General features: G+C 67.3%; 15 protein-coding genes. 1 reads left to right on the top strand and 14 read right to left on the bottom strand.

Annotated elements, in window-relative coordinates:
• Positions 1-90 precede the first annotated feature (90 nt).
• The 13 genes from NA11_RS09630 to NA11_RS09570 all read right to left on the bottom strand — a co-directional run bounded on the left by NA11_RS09630 (position 91) and on the right by NA11_RS09570 (position 14,148).
• The gene (locus tag NA11_RS09630; protein ID WP_069161466.1) at positions 91-1,602 is read right to left on the bottom strand and encodes a tryptophan 7-halogenase; all 1,512 of its coding nucleotides are present in this window, start codon (positions 1,600-1,602) and stop codon (positions 91-93) included.
• A gap of 48 nt (positions 1,603-1,650) precedes the next feature.
• Positions 1,651-1,893 (bottom strand): phosphopantetheine-binding protein, encoded by a 243-nt coding sequence (locus tag NA11_RS09625; RefSeq protein ID WP_069161465.1) that lies wholly within the window; start codon positions 1,891-1,893, stop codon positions 1,651-1,653.
• Between the two features lie 44 nt (positions 1,894-1,937).
• Positions 1,938-2,345, bottom strand: a complete 408-nt coding sequence (gene panD, locus NA11_RS09620) for an aspartate 1-decarboxylase (RefSeq protein ID WP_069161464.1) — start codon at positions 2,343-2,345, stop codon at positions 1,938-1,940.
• A 135-nt stretch (positions 2,346-2,480) separates the two neighbouring features.
• The gene (locus NA11_RS09615; protein ID WP_245745799.1) at positions 2,481-3,314 is read right to left on the bottom strand and encodes a siderophore-interacting protein; all 834 of its coding nucleotides are present in this window, start codon (positions 3,312-3,314) and stop codon (positions 2,481-2,483) included.
• Positions 3,311-4,153, bottom strand: coding sequence for an ABC transporter ATP-binding protein (locus NA11_RS09610; protein WP_069161462.1), 843 nt, complete (start codon positions 4,151-4,153; stop codon positions 3,311-3,313). The genes NA11_RS09615 and NA11_RS09610 overlap by 4 nt, the downstream gene beginning before the upstream one ends.
• Complete coding sequence (locus NA11_RS09605) at positions 4,150-5,205, bottom strand: FecCD family ABC transporter permease (protein WP_069161461.1); 1,056 nt, start codon at positions 5,203-5,205, stop codon at positions 4,150-4,152. The genes NA11_RS09610 and NA11_RS09605 overlap by 4 nt, the downstream gene beginning before the upstream one ends.
• Entirely contained in the window at positions 5,202-6,314 is a 1,113-nt protein-coding gene (locus tag NA11_RS09600) for a FecCD family ABC transporter permease (protein ID WP_084654422.1), read from the bottom strand. Before NA11_RS09600 ends, NA11_RS09605 begins: the two co-directional genes overlap by 4 nt.
• A complete protein-coding gene (locus NA11_RS09595; RefSeq protein WP_069161460.1) occupies positions 6,311-8,044 on the bottom strand; it encodes an ABC transporter ATP-binding protein in 1,734 nt (577 codons plus the stop codon). Before NA11_RS09595 ends, NA11_RS09600 begins: the two co-directional genes overlap by 4 nt.
• Positions 8,041-9,828 (bottom strand): ABC transporter ATP-binding protein, encoded by a 1,788-nt coding sequence (locus NA11_RS09590; protein ID WP_069161459.1) that lies wholly within the window; start codon positions 9,826-9,828, stop codon positions 8,041-8,043. The genes NA11_RS09595 and NA11_RS09590 overlap by 4 nt, the downstream gene beginning before the upstream one ends.
• Positions 9,829-10,036: 208 nt before the next feature.
• Positions 10,037-10,654 carry an HD domain-containing protein gene (locus NA11_RS09585; protein ID WP_245745798.1) on the bottom strand — a complete coding sequence of 206 codons (618 nt, stop codon included), beginning with the start codon at positions 10,652-10,654 and terminating at the stop codon, positions 10,037-10,039.
• A gap of 150 nt (positions 10,655-10,804) precedes the next feature.
• Positions 10,805-11,749, bottom strand: a complete 945-nt coding sequence (locus NA11_RS09580; protein ID WP_069161457.1) for a GlxA family transcriptional regulator — start codon at positions 11,747-11,749, stop codon at positions 10,805-10,807.
• A gap of 204 nt (positions 11,750-11,953) precedes the next feature.
• On the bottom strand, positions 11,954-13,228 hold the full coding sequence (locus NA11_RS09575; protein ID WP_069161456.1) for an alpha/beta hydrolase family protein: 1,275 nt from the start codon (positions 13,226-13,228) through the stop codon (positions 11,954-11,956).
• 218 nt (positions 13,229-13,446) lie between these two features.
• Positions 13,447-14,148: a bleomycin resistance protein gene (locus tag NA11_RS09570; protein ID WP_069161455.1), complete on the bottom strand. Its 702-nt coding sequence runs from the start codon at positions 14,146-14,148 to the stop codon at positions 13,447-13,449.
• Between the two features lie 214 nt (positions 14,149-14,362).
• On the opposite strand from NA11_RS09570, the gene NA11_RS09565 reads away from it, so the two are divergent.
• The gene (locus NA11_RS09565; protein WP_069161454.1) at positions 14,363-15,112 is read left to right on the top strand and encodes a class I SAM-dependent methyltransferase; all 750 of its coding nucleotides are present in this window, start codon (positions 14,363-14,365) and stop codon (positions 15,110-15,112) included.
• A gap of 3 nt (positions 15,113-15,115) precedes the next feature.
• Here NA11_RS09565 and NA11_RS09560 read toward each other — a convergent pair whose 3' ends face one another.
• Positions 15,116-15,859 carry an AAA family ATPase gene (locus NA11_RS09560; protein ID WP_141717497.1) on the bottom strand — a complete coding sequence of 248 codons (744 nt, stop codon included), beginning with the start codon at positions 15,857-15,859 and terminating at the stop codon, positions 15,116-15,118.
• Between the last annotated feature and the right edge of the window lie 7 nt (positions 15,860-15,866).

The following is a 15,866-nucleotide window of genomic DNA, read 5'->3' as shown; positions in this document are numbered from 1 at the left end:
TCCACCCGCACGAAAGGCCGGGCCCGGTAACCATTCATGGTTACCGAGCCCGGCCTTTGATGCTGTCACCCGCGACTTTTCTTCAGCTGCTCATCGTGTTGTCGACACCGGAACAGGCTCGGCCCAGGACAATCCGTCGGCCGAGGGCACCAGACCGCCGTCGAGCAGCGGCGGCTCGACCGTCGCCGTACCGCTGAGACCGCGCGCCTGCAGCGCGTTCATCTCCTCCATCACCGAGCGGACCACCGGAGCGTTGAACAGGTGGCCCATCCGCTGCCCCGAATCGGTGTCCATGCCACCGGTTTTCGTGGTTGCGGTGGTGAGCGCCTCGGTCGAGGCCCGGAACTTGCCGATCAGCGCCTCCGGGTCGGTGAGCGCGCTCTCGCCCGAGAAGCCGCCCGCGACAAGGGAAACGAACGCGGCGACATCGTCGCGATCCATCTTGGTGACCTTGCGTGCGCGCCAGAAGTAGGAGTCCTCGGACTGTTCCATGTCGTAGAAGGCCGAGAGGAACTCGTAGAACACCGCGTACTCGCGCCGGTAGCGGCCCTCGAACTCGCCGAACGCACGGTCCTCGGTGAGCTCGCCGGACAGCACGCTGTTGATCGAACGCGCCGCCAGCACCGCCGAATACGTGGCCAAGTGGACGCCGGTCGAGAACACCGGGTCGATGAAGCACGCGGCGTCGCCGACCAGCACCATGCCGTTGCCCCAGAACTTGGTGTTGGCGTAGGAGTAGTCCTTGCGGGTGCGGATCTCACCGTAGGTGCCCTCGGTCACCCTGGTCGCGTCCGCGAGCATGTCCTCGACGATGGTGCAGCGGCCGATGAAGCGCCGCAACGCCGCTTCCTGATCACCCTGCACCTTCGCGGCGTGCTCCTTGGCGATGACCGCGCCGACGCTGGTGAGTTCGTCGGTGAGCGGGATGTACCACATCCAGCCCTCGTCGAATGCCGCGCACAGGATATTGCCCGAATCCGGTGCGGGCAGGCGCTTTCCGCCGGTGAAGTAGCCGAACAGGGCCACGTTCTGGAAGAAGTCCGCGTAGACCCGCTCGGCGCCGCTGTGCTTGGTGAGCCTGGTCTTGTTGCCGCTGGCGTCGACGACGTAGCGCGCCTCGATCCGCCGGGTGTTGCCCTCGGCATCGGTGTAGACAACGCCGCAGACGCGGCCGGTCGCATCGTTGACCACCTCGGTGACCCTGGCCTGTTCGCGGACGTCCACTCCCGACTTGGCCGAGTGCCGCAGCAGGATCTCGTCGAACTTCATCCGTTCGACCTGGTACGCGAACGACGAAGGTCCGGAGAACTCGGGAGAAATGGCGAAGAGGAAGTTCCACGGCACCGGGCTGGTGCCCCACCGGAAGCTGCCGCCACGCTTGTGCATGAAGCCTGCCGCCTCGATGTCCTTGTCGACGCCGAGCAGCCGGCAGACGCCGTGAATCGTTGCGGGCAGCAGCGATTCACCGATCTGATAGCGCGGGAACTGCTCCTGCTCCAGCAGCACGACCGACCGGCCGCTCTGGGCAAGCAAGGTCGCGACGGTCGAACCACCAGGCCCGCCGCCGACGACAACCACGTCGACCGTTTCGACTACGCCCATCTGTCATACCTCGAATCTGTCAAACCAAAACTGCTGGGAACCAACAACTCACGGAGCGAGCACGTCGAGCCACACGCCGAGGACCGGATCGGAGGCCAGCGTGACGAAGTCGGCGTGCGCCGCGCCGCCGGCCCGCCACCGCTCGACGAGCGACATCAGCCGGACCGAATCCATCCCGGCGTCGAGCAGATTGGTCTCCTCGGTCAGCTCGGCCGGGGCGATCCCCAGCATGGCGGCGATATCGGCGATCACCGTCTCGCGGTCGACGGTGGTGGTGGCATCCTCGGCCATGGCGTCTGCTCGTTTCTCTGGATATCGATCGGTGCGCGGTGTGCTCAACGGGAGGAGAGTTGGCCGACCGCACCCGGCACGGGCTGTGCCGGGTCGTTGCCGAGCGCGACGATCGCGTTGTCGGCGTCGACGTGCACGACCTTGGGCTGATGGGTCAGCACCTCGGCGGCATCGAGTTGCAGGAAGGACATGATGATCACCAGGTCGCCAGGGTGCACCAGATGTGCCGCCGCGCCGTTGATGCCGATCACGCCCGAGCCTGCGGCCCCGGTGATCACGTAGGTCTCCAGCCGGGCGCCATTGGTGACATCGACGACCTGCACCCGTTCGCCCTCGACCAGATCGCTTGCCCGCATCAGGTCCGCGTCAATGGTGATCGACCCGACGTAGTGCAGATCGGCCTGCGTGACGGTAGCGCGGTGGATCTTTCCGTTGACGAGCGTCCGAAGCATTCACTCTCTCCCACTGGGTAATTCGATGGGCTGAACGGCAGTGTGCCGGACCCCGGTACCGGAGTTAGGCTACACTAACTTTCAGTGAAGTTGCTACCCGAGACGCTGTAGTTCTGTATAGGCTAATAAGTCGGGTCAGTCGTCTTCGGCGTGGTGGTCCAGATTCACCGTGCCGCGCCGCCAGTACCCATCGATCTTGAACTGGGTCTTGGGCAGCTTCAGCTCGTCGACCAGGTAGCGACGGATCGGCTTGAGCGAATCGGCCTCCCCTGCGGCCCAGGCGAACAGCCGCCCGCTCGGCGGCTCGAGCGCACGGACCGCGTCCGCGAGCAAGCTGGTGCTGCCCGGCGCGGCATCGTTGCGATGCAGGTACCGCACCCGCGCCCACTCGGGCAGCGCGATCTCGTCCGCGGCGTCACGGACCTCGATCAACGCGGTCACCTCTTTGCCGACGGGCAGCTCTTCGAGCCAGCGGCTCAGCGCAGGCAGCGCGGTCTCGTCGGCCACCAGCAGATAGCAGTCGTAGCCGACCGGATAGATATGGGAACCACGGGGACCGACCGCGCCGATCCGGTCGCCGGGGCGGGCAGTGGCCGCCCATGTTCCACCGACGCCGTGCGTGTGCAGCACGAAATCGATGGTCAGCGCCCGCTTTTCGGCGTCGAAGGCGCGAATCGTGTAGTCGCGGAACTCCGGTCGCCGCCCGTCGGGGCGCGGTTGCATCCCGGTCGGACCCATGACCGGCATGATCAGCTCGCCGGTCGCCGGATCGGGGAAGAACAGCTTCAGATGGTCGTCGGGAGCCATCGGCACGAACGGGAAGTCCGCCTCCAACTCCGCGCCGCCGAGCACGATCCGCTGCATCCGCGGGGTGAGCCGCTGCGAGTCGAGCACCTCGAGGGTGCGCGGGTGCAGCGGATGCAGCACCAGGCTCACCGTGTCCAGGTCTGGCGTTCGTACGTGGTTCACAACAGTTCCTTCCATGTCGAGGTTTCGCTGACGCGCTGTCTTTCCCGCTCGCGTACCCGCGGAATCACCAGTGGCGTACCGGATTCCGGGTCGTCGATGATCCGGCAGCGCAGACCGAAGACGGACTCGACCAGCTCGGCCGTGATCACCTGCGCCGGTGCGCCTTCGGCGACAACGGCGCCGTCTTTCATCGCGATGAGGTGATCGGCGTAGCGGCACGCGTGGTTGAGGTCGTGCAGCACCGCGACGAGGGTGTGACCGTGGTCGCGGTTGAGATCGGCGAAGAGCTCAAGCAATTCGATCTGATGGGCGATGTCGAGGAAGGTCGTCGGCTCGTCGAGCAGCATCAGCGGCGTCTGCTGCGCGAGCACCATCGCCACCCACACGCGTTGGCGCTGCCCGCCGGACAGCTCGTCGACCAGCCGCGCCGACAGCTCGGTGACCCCGGTCGCCGCCATCGCCGCGACCACCGCCGCCTCATCCGCGGTCGACCACTGCCTGATCAGCTTCTGATGCGGATAGCGACCACGCGCGACCAGATCGCCGACCGAAATCCCTTCGGGGGCAACCGATGTCTGCGGCAGCAAGCCGAGCCGCCTGGCGACCTCCTTCGCCGGATAGGACGATATCGCCTTGCCGTCGAGCAGCACCTGACCCGCGGTGGGCGCAAGCAGGCGCGACAAGGCCCGCAGCAGTGTCGATTTCCCGCACGCGTTCGGGCCGACGATCACGGTGAACGCGCCGTCGGGGATCGCGACGGTCAAATCCGCGCTGATCACCCGTTTGTCGTAGCCGATCGTGATGTCGTTCGCGGACAGTCTCGATGGAGCCGAATTCATCGTCGCACCTCCCTGGCAAGCAGCCAGACGAAATACCCACCGCCGATGGATACCGTGACCACCCCGACCGGCAGCTGGGTCGGGGAAAACACGCGCTGGGCCAGCAGATCGGCGGTAACCAGCAGCAGCGCGCCCATCGCCGCGGCAGGCAGCACCGCGACGGACGACGTCTTGGTCAACCGGCGCGCCAGCTGTGGCGCGGCCAGCGAAACGAACGCGATCGGCCCCGCCGCCGCCGTCGCGAGGGCCGTGAGGCCGACCCCGACCATGACCAGGCCGAGTCGAGTCGGCTCGGTCCTGATACCGAGCGCCCGCGCGGCGTCGTCCCCCAGATCGAGCACCGGTATCCGATAGGCAAGCAGCACCGCGCAAGTCAGCAGCACCGGCAACGCCACGGCCACCGGGACGACCTGCTCCCAGTGCAGTCCGGAGAGCGAGCCGGACCCCCACACCGCCGCCGTCATCGCGGCGGCCAAGTCGACCTTGATGATCAGCCAGACATTCATCGAATGCAGCATCGCGCTGATCGCGATGCCGACGATGATCAGCCGGAAGCCCTGGACGCCGTGCCGGAAGGCGAGCACGTATACCACTGCCGCCGTGGCGATTCCGCCGACCATCGCACCCAGCGCGGTCTGGTAGTAGCCGCCGTTGGTGAACAGGATGACCACCAGTGCTCCGGTATAGGAGCCGGTGTTGAACCCGATGATGTCAGGGCTGCCGAGCGGGTTCCTGGTCAGCGACTGGAAGATGGCGCCGCTCGCGCCGAGCGCGGCGCCGAGCATGATCGCCAGCAGCACCCGAGGCATCCGCCACTGATAGACCACCAACTCGACCTTGCGCGAGGCCGTTCCGAAGATCGCGCGCAGCACCTCGCCCGGCGCGATGGTGTACTCCCCGGTGCCGAGTGCGAGCACCGCGACCGCGGCGGTCACCCCGAGCAGCACCAGGACCACGGTCAGCACGCGCAGACCGATCCGGGCCGAGAAGCGGTCGTTGATCCGGACCACGGCGACCCGACGGCCGAAATCTATTGCGGTGCCTCGTGTCACAGTCCGCTCACCTTCTTGCGCCGGACCAGCACGATCAGCACCGGCGCACCGACGAACGCGGTGACGATGCCGACCTGCAGCTCCGCCGGGCGGACCACCAGCCGCCCGACCACATCGGCGATCAGCAACAGCGCGGGTGCGCCGAACACCGCGTACGGCAGGATCCAGCGCTGATCCGGGCCGACAATCCAGCGGGCGACATGCGGAATCATCAACCCGACAAAGCCGATCGGTCCCGCCGCCGCCGTTGCCGCACCGCACAGCAGCGTCACCGCGAGCACGCCGAGCCTGCGGGTGCCCGCGATATCGGCGCCGAGCGCGCGGGCCATGTCGTCACCGAGCGCAATCGCGTTGAGCGGCCGCGCGATAGCCACCGCGACCGCGAGCCCCGCACCGACGAACCCGGCGACCGCCCACACGACGTCCATATCGGCGCCTGCCGTCGAGCCGGCATTCCAGCTGCGCAGCTGATCGAAGGTGGCCGGATCGAGCAACATGAGCCCGGTGGTGACGCCGCTCAGGACGGCGCCGATCGCCACACCTGCGAGCGTGATCCGGATCGGGGTGGTGCCGCCGCGACCGAGCGAGCCGAGCGCATACACCGCAACGGTGACGACCACCGCACCGAGGAACGCGAACCAGACGTAGGACCAGATGCTGGTGAACCCGAACAGCGTGACGGCGAGCGCGACGAAGAACGCCGCGCCCGCGTTGACCCCGAGAATGCCGGGGTCCGCCAAGGGATTTCGGGTCATCGCCTGGATCAGCGCCCCGGACACCCCGACTGCCATGCCGACGAGCAGTCCGAGGATGGTCCGCGGCACCCGCAGCGACCGCACCACCAGCTGATCCGCCGAGCCGTCGAAATGCCACAGCGAGTCCCACACGGTGGGCAGCGGGATATCGCGTGTGCCGATGGTCAGGCTGAGCACACACGCCACCACCAGGATGCCGAGGACGACGAGCAGCCCGGTCGTGCGCGCGGTGGTCGAGGTGACGGTCCCCACGGGCGCCGTTGCCGCACTGTCTTTCTCGACGGGTGCGCCAGGGGATGCCGCGGCGATCGCGTGGTGTTCCGCTGTCGCAGTGCTGTTCCGCTCCTGCGTCATACCGGGATCCCCGCGCCGATCGTCCACCGTTGTGCCCGTTCTTGTTCGTGCCAGAAGCTCGCATACCTGCCGCCGAGGGCGAGTAGCTCGGTGTGCGTACCGGTCTCGGCGATGCGGCCGTGCTCGAGGAAGACGATGCGGTCGGCGGTGCGCACCGTCTCCAGCCGGTGCGCGATGACAAGGACCGTGCGATCGTGGGTGAGCGCCGTGGTCGCGGACCGGATCGCGGCCGCGTTCTCGGCATCCAGCGCCGACGTCGCCTCGTCGAGCAGCACCACGTCCGCGTCCTTGAGCAGCGCGCGGGCGAACGAGATCCGTTGCCGCTCACCGCCGGACAGCGCGGAGCCGACCTCGCCGACCCTGGTGTCCCAGCCGTGCGGCAGCCGGTCGACGATCTCGTCGACCCTGGCCAGCCGCGCCACCTCGGCCAGCTGCTCCGGCGTGGCGTCGGGGCGCGCGAGCAGCACGTTCTCCCGGATCGTCGCATCGAACAGGAACACGTCCTGGAACACCATCGACACCCGCGCCATCAGGTCGGCCGCACGGAGTTCACGAATATCGGTGCCGCCCACCGTGATCGATCCGCTGTCGACATCACGGAAACGGGCGGCCAGCCGGGCGAGCGTGGTCTTGCCCGACCCGGAGGGGCCGACGACCGCACACACCGAACCCTGCGGCACCTCGAACGAGACACCGTCGAGCACCGGGTCACCTGGTGCATAGCCGAACACCACGTCCCGGAAGACAATCGACGCATCGTCGGTGGTCGCCGAGACGTCGGGTTCGGGAAGCACCGGCGTCTCGATGATCTCGGCAATCTCGGCGATGGTGCGTTCGGCGGCCCAGATGACGCTGCCGGTGCGGCCGAGCGCGGCCGTCGCGTCGACGAGCAAGGCGGCGAGCACGATCACCGTCAGCGCACTCACGACGCCGATCGTCGCCGCACGGAGCAACGCGGTGATCAGCACCGAGGACAGGAACACGGCGGTGCCGAGCTGGAACGCGACCGAGCCGATGATGGCGCCGCGGAAATACGCAGCGGCCGCCGACCGCACCTTGGTCAGTGCCGCGGTCAACTCGGCGTTCGCCTGACCGGCGCGCCCGTAGGCCCGCAGCACCGATTGCTGCCTGGCGAATTCGAGTAGTTCACCGTTGATCTGTTCGGTTGCGGCGTTCTCCGCTGCCGTCACACCACGCAGCAGCCGAGCCGCCGAGAAGAACAGCACCACAAGCAAACCGAGGCCCGCCGTGGCCACCACGCCGGTCACCGGGTCGACGACGACCAAGGTCAACCACACAACCGCGGACAACGTCACCGCTCGAATATTCACCGCGACAACACCATTGAGTGCGGCAGCCAGCATTCTGGCGGCCTCGTTGGTCAGCCGGGTCAACGCATCGGTGCGGGCAGGTCCGAACCAGCCGAGCGGTAGCCGGACCACCTGCTCGGCCAGCCGATGCTGCAACGAGGCAACGATCGCGCTGGTCACCGCGCGCTGGCGGGCCGAGGCCGACCGGCCTGCGGCGACCGCAACCACCAGCAGCCCGACCAGCGCCGCCGCCAACCAGCCTGCCGCCGCGAAACGCTGCTCGAGCAGTGCGCCGAGTAGCGGAACGAGCACGACGAAACACCCGCCCTCGACGAGCGCCGCCGCAGCGACGAGCCCGAAGCACCGGCGCAGCCTGCGCCGCACTGGTTCCGCGACAACCCCGTCGGAGATTCGGATCATCGTGCGGCCGCCTTCACATCATGTGGTGCCGCGCCGTTGGCCGCGGCCCACATCTGCGCATACCGTCCGTTCGAAGCGAGCAACTCGGCGTGGGTGCCGACCTCATCGATGCGGCCCCGGTCGAGCAGCACGATCCGGTCGGCATCGACGATGCTGGCGAGTTGATGCGCGATCACCAGAATTGTCTTGTCCGCCATCAGGTTCGACAGCGCGTCCTGGATCCGCGCCGCCGACTCCGGATCGGCGGACGCGGTCGCCTCGTCCAAGACCAGGATCGGCGCGTCCGCGAGGATCGCCCTGGCGATCGCGACGCGTTGGGCTTCGCCGCCGGAGAGCAGTGCGTCCTCCCCCACCACCGAGGCGTAGCCGCGGGGCAGTTCCTCGATCCTGGTGTCGATGCAGGCCACGCGGGCGGCCGCGGCGACGGCCGCGGCATCGGCGTCCGGCCGACCGAGCCGAATGTTGTCCGCGATCGAACGGCGCAGCAGGTCCGGGTCCTGGAAGACGAGCGCGATCATCCGATAGAGCTGCTCGGGTGGATAATCACGAATATCGCGGCCGCACACCCGGATCGCGCCACCGTCGACATCCCAGAAGCGCGGCAGCAACCGTGCGAGCGTCGATTTGCCCGATCCGGACGCGCCGACCAGGGCGGTCACCGTCCCCGGTGCGAGCCGCAGATCGATGCCACGCAACACCGGAGTGTCGGGCCGGTAGCCGAATCGCACGTCCGCGAACTCGACCGCGGGCGCGGCGTCGACCGGTGCGGCCGCCCGCGTGGTGGTCGGGAGCGCCCGCTCCGCGAAGATCTCGCCGATGCCTGCCGCGACCGCGCGGGCCCGCCGCAGCACGAGCAGCACCAGCGGCAGCGACCACACACCGCGGGAGACGATCCACGACAGCAGCAGGAACGGCACGACGTCGACACCGTCGATCCAGCCCGCCGCGGTGAACACGGTGCCGATCACCGCGGTGCCGACGATGGTGACGAGCCACGAGGACAGGATCGAGGTCGCGCGGGTGCGCCGGGCTTCGACCGCCTCGGCGCGCAGGTAGGCCGCGGCGTACTGGTCCGCGGCCGCATCGAACCGGGCGGTACCGCGCTCGGCGCGGCCGAACATCTTGAACACCGAGATGCCCTGGGCGAGTTCGGTGGTCCTCGCGGTCAACACCCGTGCCGCGTCCTCGAACTCGGCGTCCTCGGCGGAGCGGTCGCGGCCGTGCCTGGTCAGCAGCACCGTCGCCGTCACCGCGGGCGCGAGCACGAGCAACGCCATCCGCCAGTCGACCACCACCAGGTATCCGGTGGCGAGCACCGTGGTGGTCACGAAGCGCGCAAGCATCGGGATCGTCTCGCCGACCAGACCGGTGAGCGAGCCGATGTCGGAGCCGACCGCCTTGCGCACCCGAGCGGAACCGTGCTCGGTGAACCAGCCGAGCGGAATCCGTTGCAGATGCGCGACGACGTCCTGCCGCGCCGTGAACTCGACCCGCCTGCTCGCCGCGAAACTCAGCGCGAACGACACACCATGCGCCGCGGGCACCACGAACTGGGCGATCACCACGACCCAGACCCAGCCCGGGATCGCGGCGGGTGCGCCGTCCCGGATCAGATCGATGAGAATCTGACTCAGTCCGACGAACGAGGCGACTGTCGCGACCGCGGCAACCACCTGCAGTAGTCCCGCAAGCACGAGAACCGCACGCACCGACCGCAACAGCCGGGCCAACTGCGCCAGGCCCGATGGAACGGGCACGGCAGCGGCCGCGACGGTATGTGCCATGGGGCGACCTCCTGAACCCAGCGCCCCGGGCCGGGCGACCTTTCCGTTTACATGCTTGCATAAAGAAAGTACAGGCTAAGTTGTCTGCGATGGGACCCGTCCCTGCGCCGCGACCGCCTCGGCTCGGTCGAAATCCCGCACGACCACGGCATTGACCTTGTCGTCGCACTTCTCGATGCGCGCGATGCTCAGCTTCCCCGAGCCGACGTCAGTCCTGCCAACCGCTGGCGTCGGTGAAGGTGTCCCAGCCGGGAAGCGGACGGTCGGGATGGATCGCGCGCAGGATCTCGGCGGCCAGGCTGACAGGCGGAGCCTTACGCGGGTTGGCGATGGCCTGGGCGGCGATGCTGGCGGTGAGCGCGCGGGTGCCGCCGAGACGCGGGTAGCTGGCGTGCACCAGGTCGGCGTAACCAGGCGGCAGGTCTGTCGGGGCGCCGCCGACGTCGATGCCGATGCCCTGAACGGCGATTCGGATCTCCGGGGGCCTGCGGCGCTGGAAGACAGGGGATTCGATGAAGCCGATGGTGTGCGCGGCGACCGCGTCCCAGATCGTGTCCACTCGCGCGTCGGTGACGCCGTTGTCCTCGAGGAATCGGGCGGCGACGTCAGCGCCGTCGATCTCGAACGGCAAGTCGCCGGTGGCGTTTTCCGCGAGGCCGAGGTCGTGCAGGACGCAGATCAGGTACATGGTTTCTTCGTCGTAGTCGATGCCTGGCTGCAGGCCGCGCTGCTGCGCGATGGCCCGGCCGAACAGGAACCCGCGCACGCTGTGATTGCAGAGGAAAGGCGGCAGCGTCTCGACCATCAGGGCAGTTGCTTTGTTCACCAACGGATTCGACGGCAATGCCAGTGAATCAGAGTGTGCCACCGCTGATACGACGGTATCCACCGTGGCAGCTCCGGCAAGATTGTCACCGGTGCGGCTGGATATAGGCATGCTTCTACTCCCAACTAATGACTTGCGACGAGAAATAGTTCAGCGAGCGGCCGTGCGAAACCGCTTGCGGTAATCACTCGGCGTGGTGCTGAGCGCTTCGAGGAAGGTGCGGCGCAACGTTTCCTCGGAACCGAAACCACTGCGCCGTGCGACCGTGGCGATCGGCTGGTCACCCGCCTCCAGCAGCGCCTGCGCCGCCTCCACCCGAACCTGTTTGACGTACTGCGCGGGCGTCATCCCGATCTCCTGCTGGAACAACCTGCTCAAATGGCGCTCGCTCAGCGCGGCGCGCTGCGCCATCGCAGGCAGGCTGTGGTCGGCCGACAGGTCCGTGACCACCGCGTCCACCGCTCGCCGCAGCCCGGCGCTACGCGCCAACCCGGCACTCTCGCGCACGCTGAACTGCGACTGCCCGCCGGGCCGCCGCAGAAAGACGACGAGGGTTTTCGCCAAGGAACGCGCCACCGCCGCACCATGATCGTCCTCGACAAGCGCCAATGCCATATCGATGCCCGCGGTCACCCCGGCAGACGTTGTCACCCGCCCGTCCCGCACATAGATGGCATCGGCATCCACCTGAACGTCCGGAAACCGTTGCGCCAGTTGCTCACACATCAACCAATGGGTAGTAGCCCGTCGTCCGCGCAACAACCCGGCCTCGGCAAGCACCATTGCGCCGGTGCACACCGAAGCCACCCGCCGCGCCCCCACGCTGACCGTCCGCACCGCAGCAACCAACTCCGCCGACACGTCCTGCTGGTGCGGATACCCCGGCACCAGCAACGTGTCGACCGCCCCGTCCACATCACCGATCGCACAACTCACCCCGAGCGGAACACCGACGTTCGTCCGCACCGCCTCCCCATCGGGCGAAGCGAACCGAACCCGATGCCCGGCCCAATCGAACACCTGCACCGGCCCGGCGACATCGACCAGCATCACACCGTCCGCCACCGCAACGACGACGTCGCCAACCAATTCCATACCGCCAAGTCTCATCGACCCACTCAACGTCCACAAGGACACGAACCCCACAAATCGAGACATCGCATTGAACACCGTTCAGCAAACTTTCCGTAACAGCTCACGGCAGGTCGAATGCGGCATGGTCGATCGTCGCCACCCACGTCAGCGCCCGGATCGGCACGGGCCGCAGCACGTCCGGAGCGATCGTGATGGCGGGGTGCGTCAGTCGCGGAAGCGGTCGCCGACCCAACCCGTGAGGTCGTCGCGGTCGTGGGTGAGGGTGGCGAAGTGGGCGCCGAGATCGCCGGGGTCGGGGTTCGGGATCTGGACATCGCCCTTCGGATAGCGCACGTAGAGGGGCTTGTTGTCTGTGTTCGTCGCCACCAGTTCTTCGTTGGCCAACACATCGACGCCGGGGATGATGATCTTTATCCCGAGCAGGTCGACCTCGGTGGTTTCGGCCTTGACCCGGACATCGTCGGCGGACTGCGAAATGCGGATAGGCACGTCGATTTCGACGTTGGGATTCATCAGCTCCAACTGGTCGACGAAGCGCTGCTGATCGTCGTTCGGGTTGCCGGGGAAGGAATAGGCGGGTTGCGCGCCCGGCAGGGTTTTGCGAAATTGCTCGATTCCCCGTACGCCGCCCCATGATTCGTCCTTGCTCAGATCGGCCCGGCACATGCTCAGAACATCGGGCCAGACACCGCGCGCCTTGTTCGACAAGACGTTGTCCACGCCGATCGTGGTGTCGCCGATGATCGCACCGGACAGGAACAATGGGGTGAAGGCGAATCCACCATCCCCGAACGTCGGCACCAAAGCACCCGCGCGGACAATGGCTTTGGGATGGTTGGCCGGTGCCACCGCGGCCACTCCGACGAGCCCTTCGACCCGATCCTTGGCGTGGTGTGCAGAGAACAGCGCTGCCTGCCCGCCCTGAGAATGCCCGACGATCGCGAACTTCGGCGAGATCACCTCGGGGAAGAGCCTGCGGGTGGTCTCGACGATATCCAGCACGCCGTACGCCTCGGATCGACCGAGCAGGTACGGGTGGCGCCGTCCGGTGACACCGAGACCCTCGTAGTCGGTCATCGCCACGGCCCAGCCCTGATCGAGGAAGTGGTTGAGCAGCGGCTGGGGATACTTGTTCATCAAGTGCGCACCGCGATCGACGGTGTCGCGGGACGGCGCGCACAGATGACAGACGCCGACGGTGCCGTGCGCCCAAGTCACCAGTGGATAGCCCGCCGGGTCGGTCGGCCGATCATGGGGCAGCGCAATGATTCCCGAGACCGCGATGACCTCGCCGTCGACACTGTTCGACCGATACAGCACCAGCCAGTTCCGCCCGTGCGTCAGCTCGGCTTCCGGATTGTCCAGCGGCCGAAGATAGATCGCGTCACCGACCGCGCCACCGGAGAGATCCTCGGGCGGATCGAAAAAGGCGTCACCCTCGGGCGCGTCCGGTCCATCGAATGTCAGATCGTCGTCCATGGCAGTTCCTTACGCGGCGGCACGGTGGCGACGTTGCTCGGAGAAATCCGTCGCCCCGGTTTGTTTCCTGGCGACGTGATCGACACTCCCACAATACTTTTCACGCCGCCGCCCAGACCTGCTTTCCGACAAATCGACGCCCCCTGCTCGCCAGGGGACTACGAACGTTCGGGCCGACGGCGCGGGCGGCAGCGGTCGCCGACCCAACCGATTCGGGATCAGATACCGAGGTCGGCGGCGATCTCGGCAATGGTCGCGAGCTCGGTGGCGACGAGTTCTCGCTCGGCACTGGACAGTTCGATCCCGCGCAGTTGACCGATCAGTTCGACAGCGCCCGCGCGATCGCCGGTGCGCTGACGCAGTTCGGCCAGATAGACCAGCGCAGGAAGCTGCTCGACCGGTGGTGCGTCGGCATGGCGAAGGAGGCCGTTCTCGAGCACGCTGATCGCCCTGGCCTCATCACCGTGCGAGTCACCCTGCCTGGCGGCAGTGGCCACCACGCGCGCCAGCCTGCCCACCGGCGCCGGTTCGTCATCGCCGAACGAACTGATGCGTATCCAGTTCCCACCCGGATCGACAACGGTGAATCCACCACCGGCACCAGACTTCTTGCGCGGCCGAGTCATTCGCGGAATCCCGGACACCGGCACCTTTCCGTACCCGGCACGCAACCCGGCCGCGAAGGCCGCGTGGAGCGCGATCGTATCCGGAACCAACACCACGCAGGTGCCATAGGAGTTGGCGGGGTCGAACGCTGGCATGCCGAAGAAGTGCAGATCAATGCCGCCTCGGCAGACGGAGGCCCATGGATTCGGGCGCTCCTGGCGATAGGTCACCTCGAAACCGAGCGCGGTGTAGAAGGTGAGGAGTTCCTCGAGATCGGAGCAGGGCAAGCCAGGGATGGCTCGTTCACGGAGCATGAAAATACTATACAACGTCCAGAGTATTGCGGAGGCGTTGCGCCGAGAAGGTGAAAACCGTTATCTGCCAAAGACTACGAGGATCCAGGCCGAGGTCGAGGAGGGCGGCGTTCGGAGCGGACCGACCGGAAAATCATTTCCCGCGCCCGCCGGGCTACGGCAGGATCCTTCTCGTGATCAACGCATCTCGCCGACGACCGTCCGGAGTGCACACATGGAATGGGTAAAGCCGTTCTTCGACACCGCAGCCGACTGGTGGGGACCACTGCAACCCCAGGAGTCGGACCGCCAACGCGCCGAATCGATCTCCCGGCTGGCGGGTCCGAACGTCCAGCGCATCCTCGAACTCGGTGCAGGCGACGGCACCACCGCCGCCGCGATGGCCGACCTCGGCTACTCCGTGGTGGCGGTCGAGCTCAGCTCGACCCGCGCGCAGCGCGCCGCCGCCCGCGCCGAGCAGGTCGCGAACCTGCGGATCGTCCACGGTGATTTCTACACAGTCGATCTCGACGAGCAGGTCGACTGTGTCGTCTACTGGAACGGCTTCGGCATCGGCACCGACGCCGAACAGCGCACCCTGCTGCGCCGGGTCAGCCGCGAATGGTTGCGACCGGGCGGCCGGATGATCCTCGATGTGTTCAGCCCGTGGAAGTGGGCACGCATCGCAGGCGAACTCGAATACGACCGCTACGTCATCGACCTCGCGAACTCGAACGACTATGACCCCGTGGCGAATCGGTTCAACGACCGCTGGTGGCCGGTCGGCGACGAAGCACGGGCCATCGACCAGTCCGGCCGCTGCTACACCCCCGCCGATCTCCTGCTGCTGCTCGAAGGCACCGGACTCACCGTCGAACGAATGGAACTCGACGGCAAGGAAATTCGGACCGACCACCGCAACCCCGCCGCCCATCCCCTCTGGGACGCATGGGAATACCGTGTCGTCCTGCGACACGACACCTGACGCTCACTCGTCGTCGAACAGGTGCCGGAGATACCGATCCGGTTCGGCGAGAAAGTCTCTGGTCAACCGCACCGGGAGCGCCTCGTCGTAGTCGACCGCCACGATCGCGCCGTCCTCGGCGATTTCGTAGATCGTCGCCCCCGGCAACGCGAGCAGGATCGGCGAGTGCGTCGCCACCACGATCTGACACCGCTGCTCGACCAGTTCCGCTAATCGAGCGAGCACGGCCATGCAGCCGCGCACCGACAACGCCGCCTCCGGCTCGTCGAGCAGATACAGCCCACCGGGGAAGAACCGCACGCGCATCAGGTCGACGAACGATTCACCGTGCGAACGCTCATGCGGCGACACCCCGTCGAACACCGCAAGCTGCTCGGGCCCGAGCGCCTCGGTTTCGGTGGCCACGTTGTAGTACGACTCGGCCCGCAGAAAGAACCGGCTCCGCGGCTTGGTGATGCCCCACTTCAGCACCAGGTGGGCGCCGAGCGAGGACTCACTCGCGCGCGTCGCGAACCGATAGTGCTGGCTCCCCCCTTCCGGATTCATCCCCGCCGCCACCGCCATCGCCTCGACCAGCGTCGATTTCCCGCTGCCGTTCTCGCCGACCAGGAACGTCACCCCCGGCGCCAACGTCAACCCGCCCACCCGCGCCAGCTGCTCGACCACGGGCAGGGTGAACGGATACTCATCCGGCCGCTCCCCCGCCCCGAGCAGCACCTCGCGGATGTAGCCACCGTCCGTTCGCACACCTCAT

Origin of the sequence: Nocardia altamirensis NBRC 108246 (assembly GCF_001612685.1) — a bacterium.
Taxonomy (GTDB): domain Bacteria; phylum Actinomycetota; class Actinomycetes; order Mycobacteriales; family Mycobacteriaceae; genus Nocardia; species Nocardia altamirensis.
This window is presented reverse-complemented; position numbering and strand designations above follow the sequence as displayed.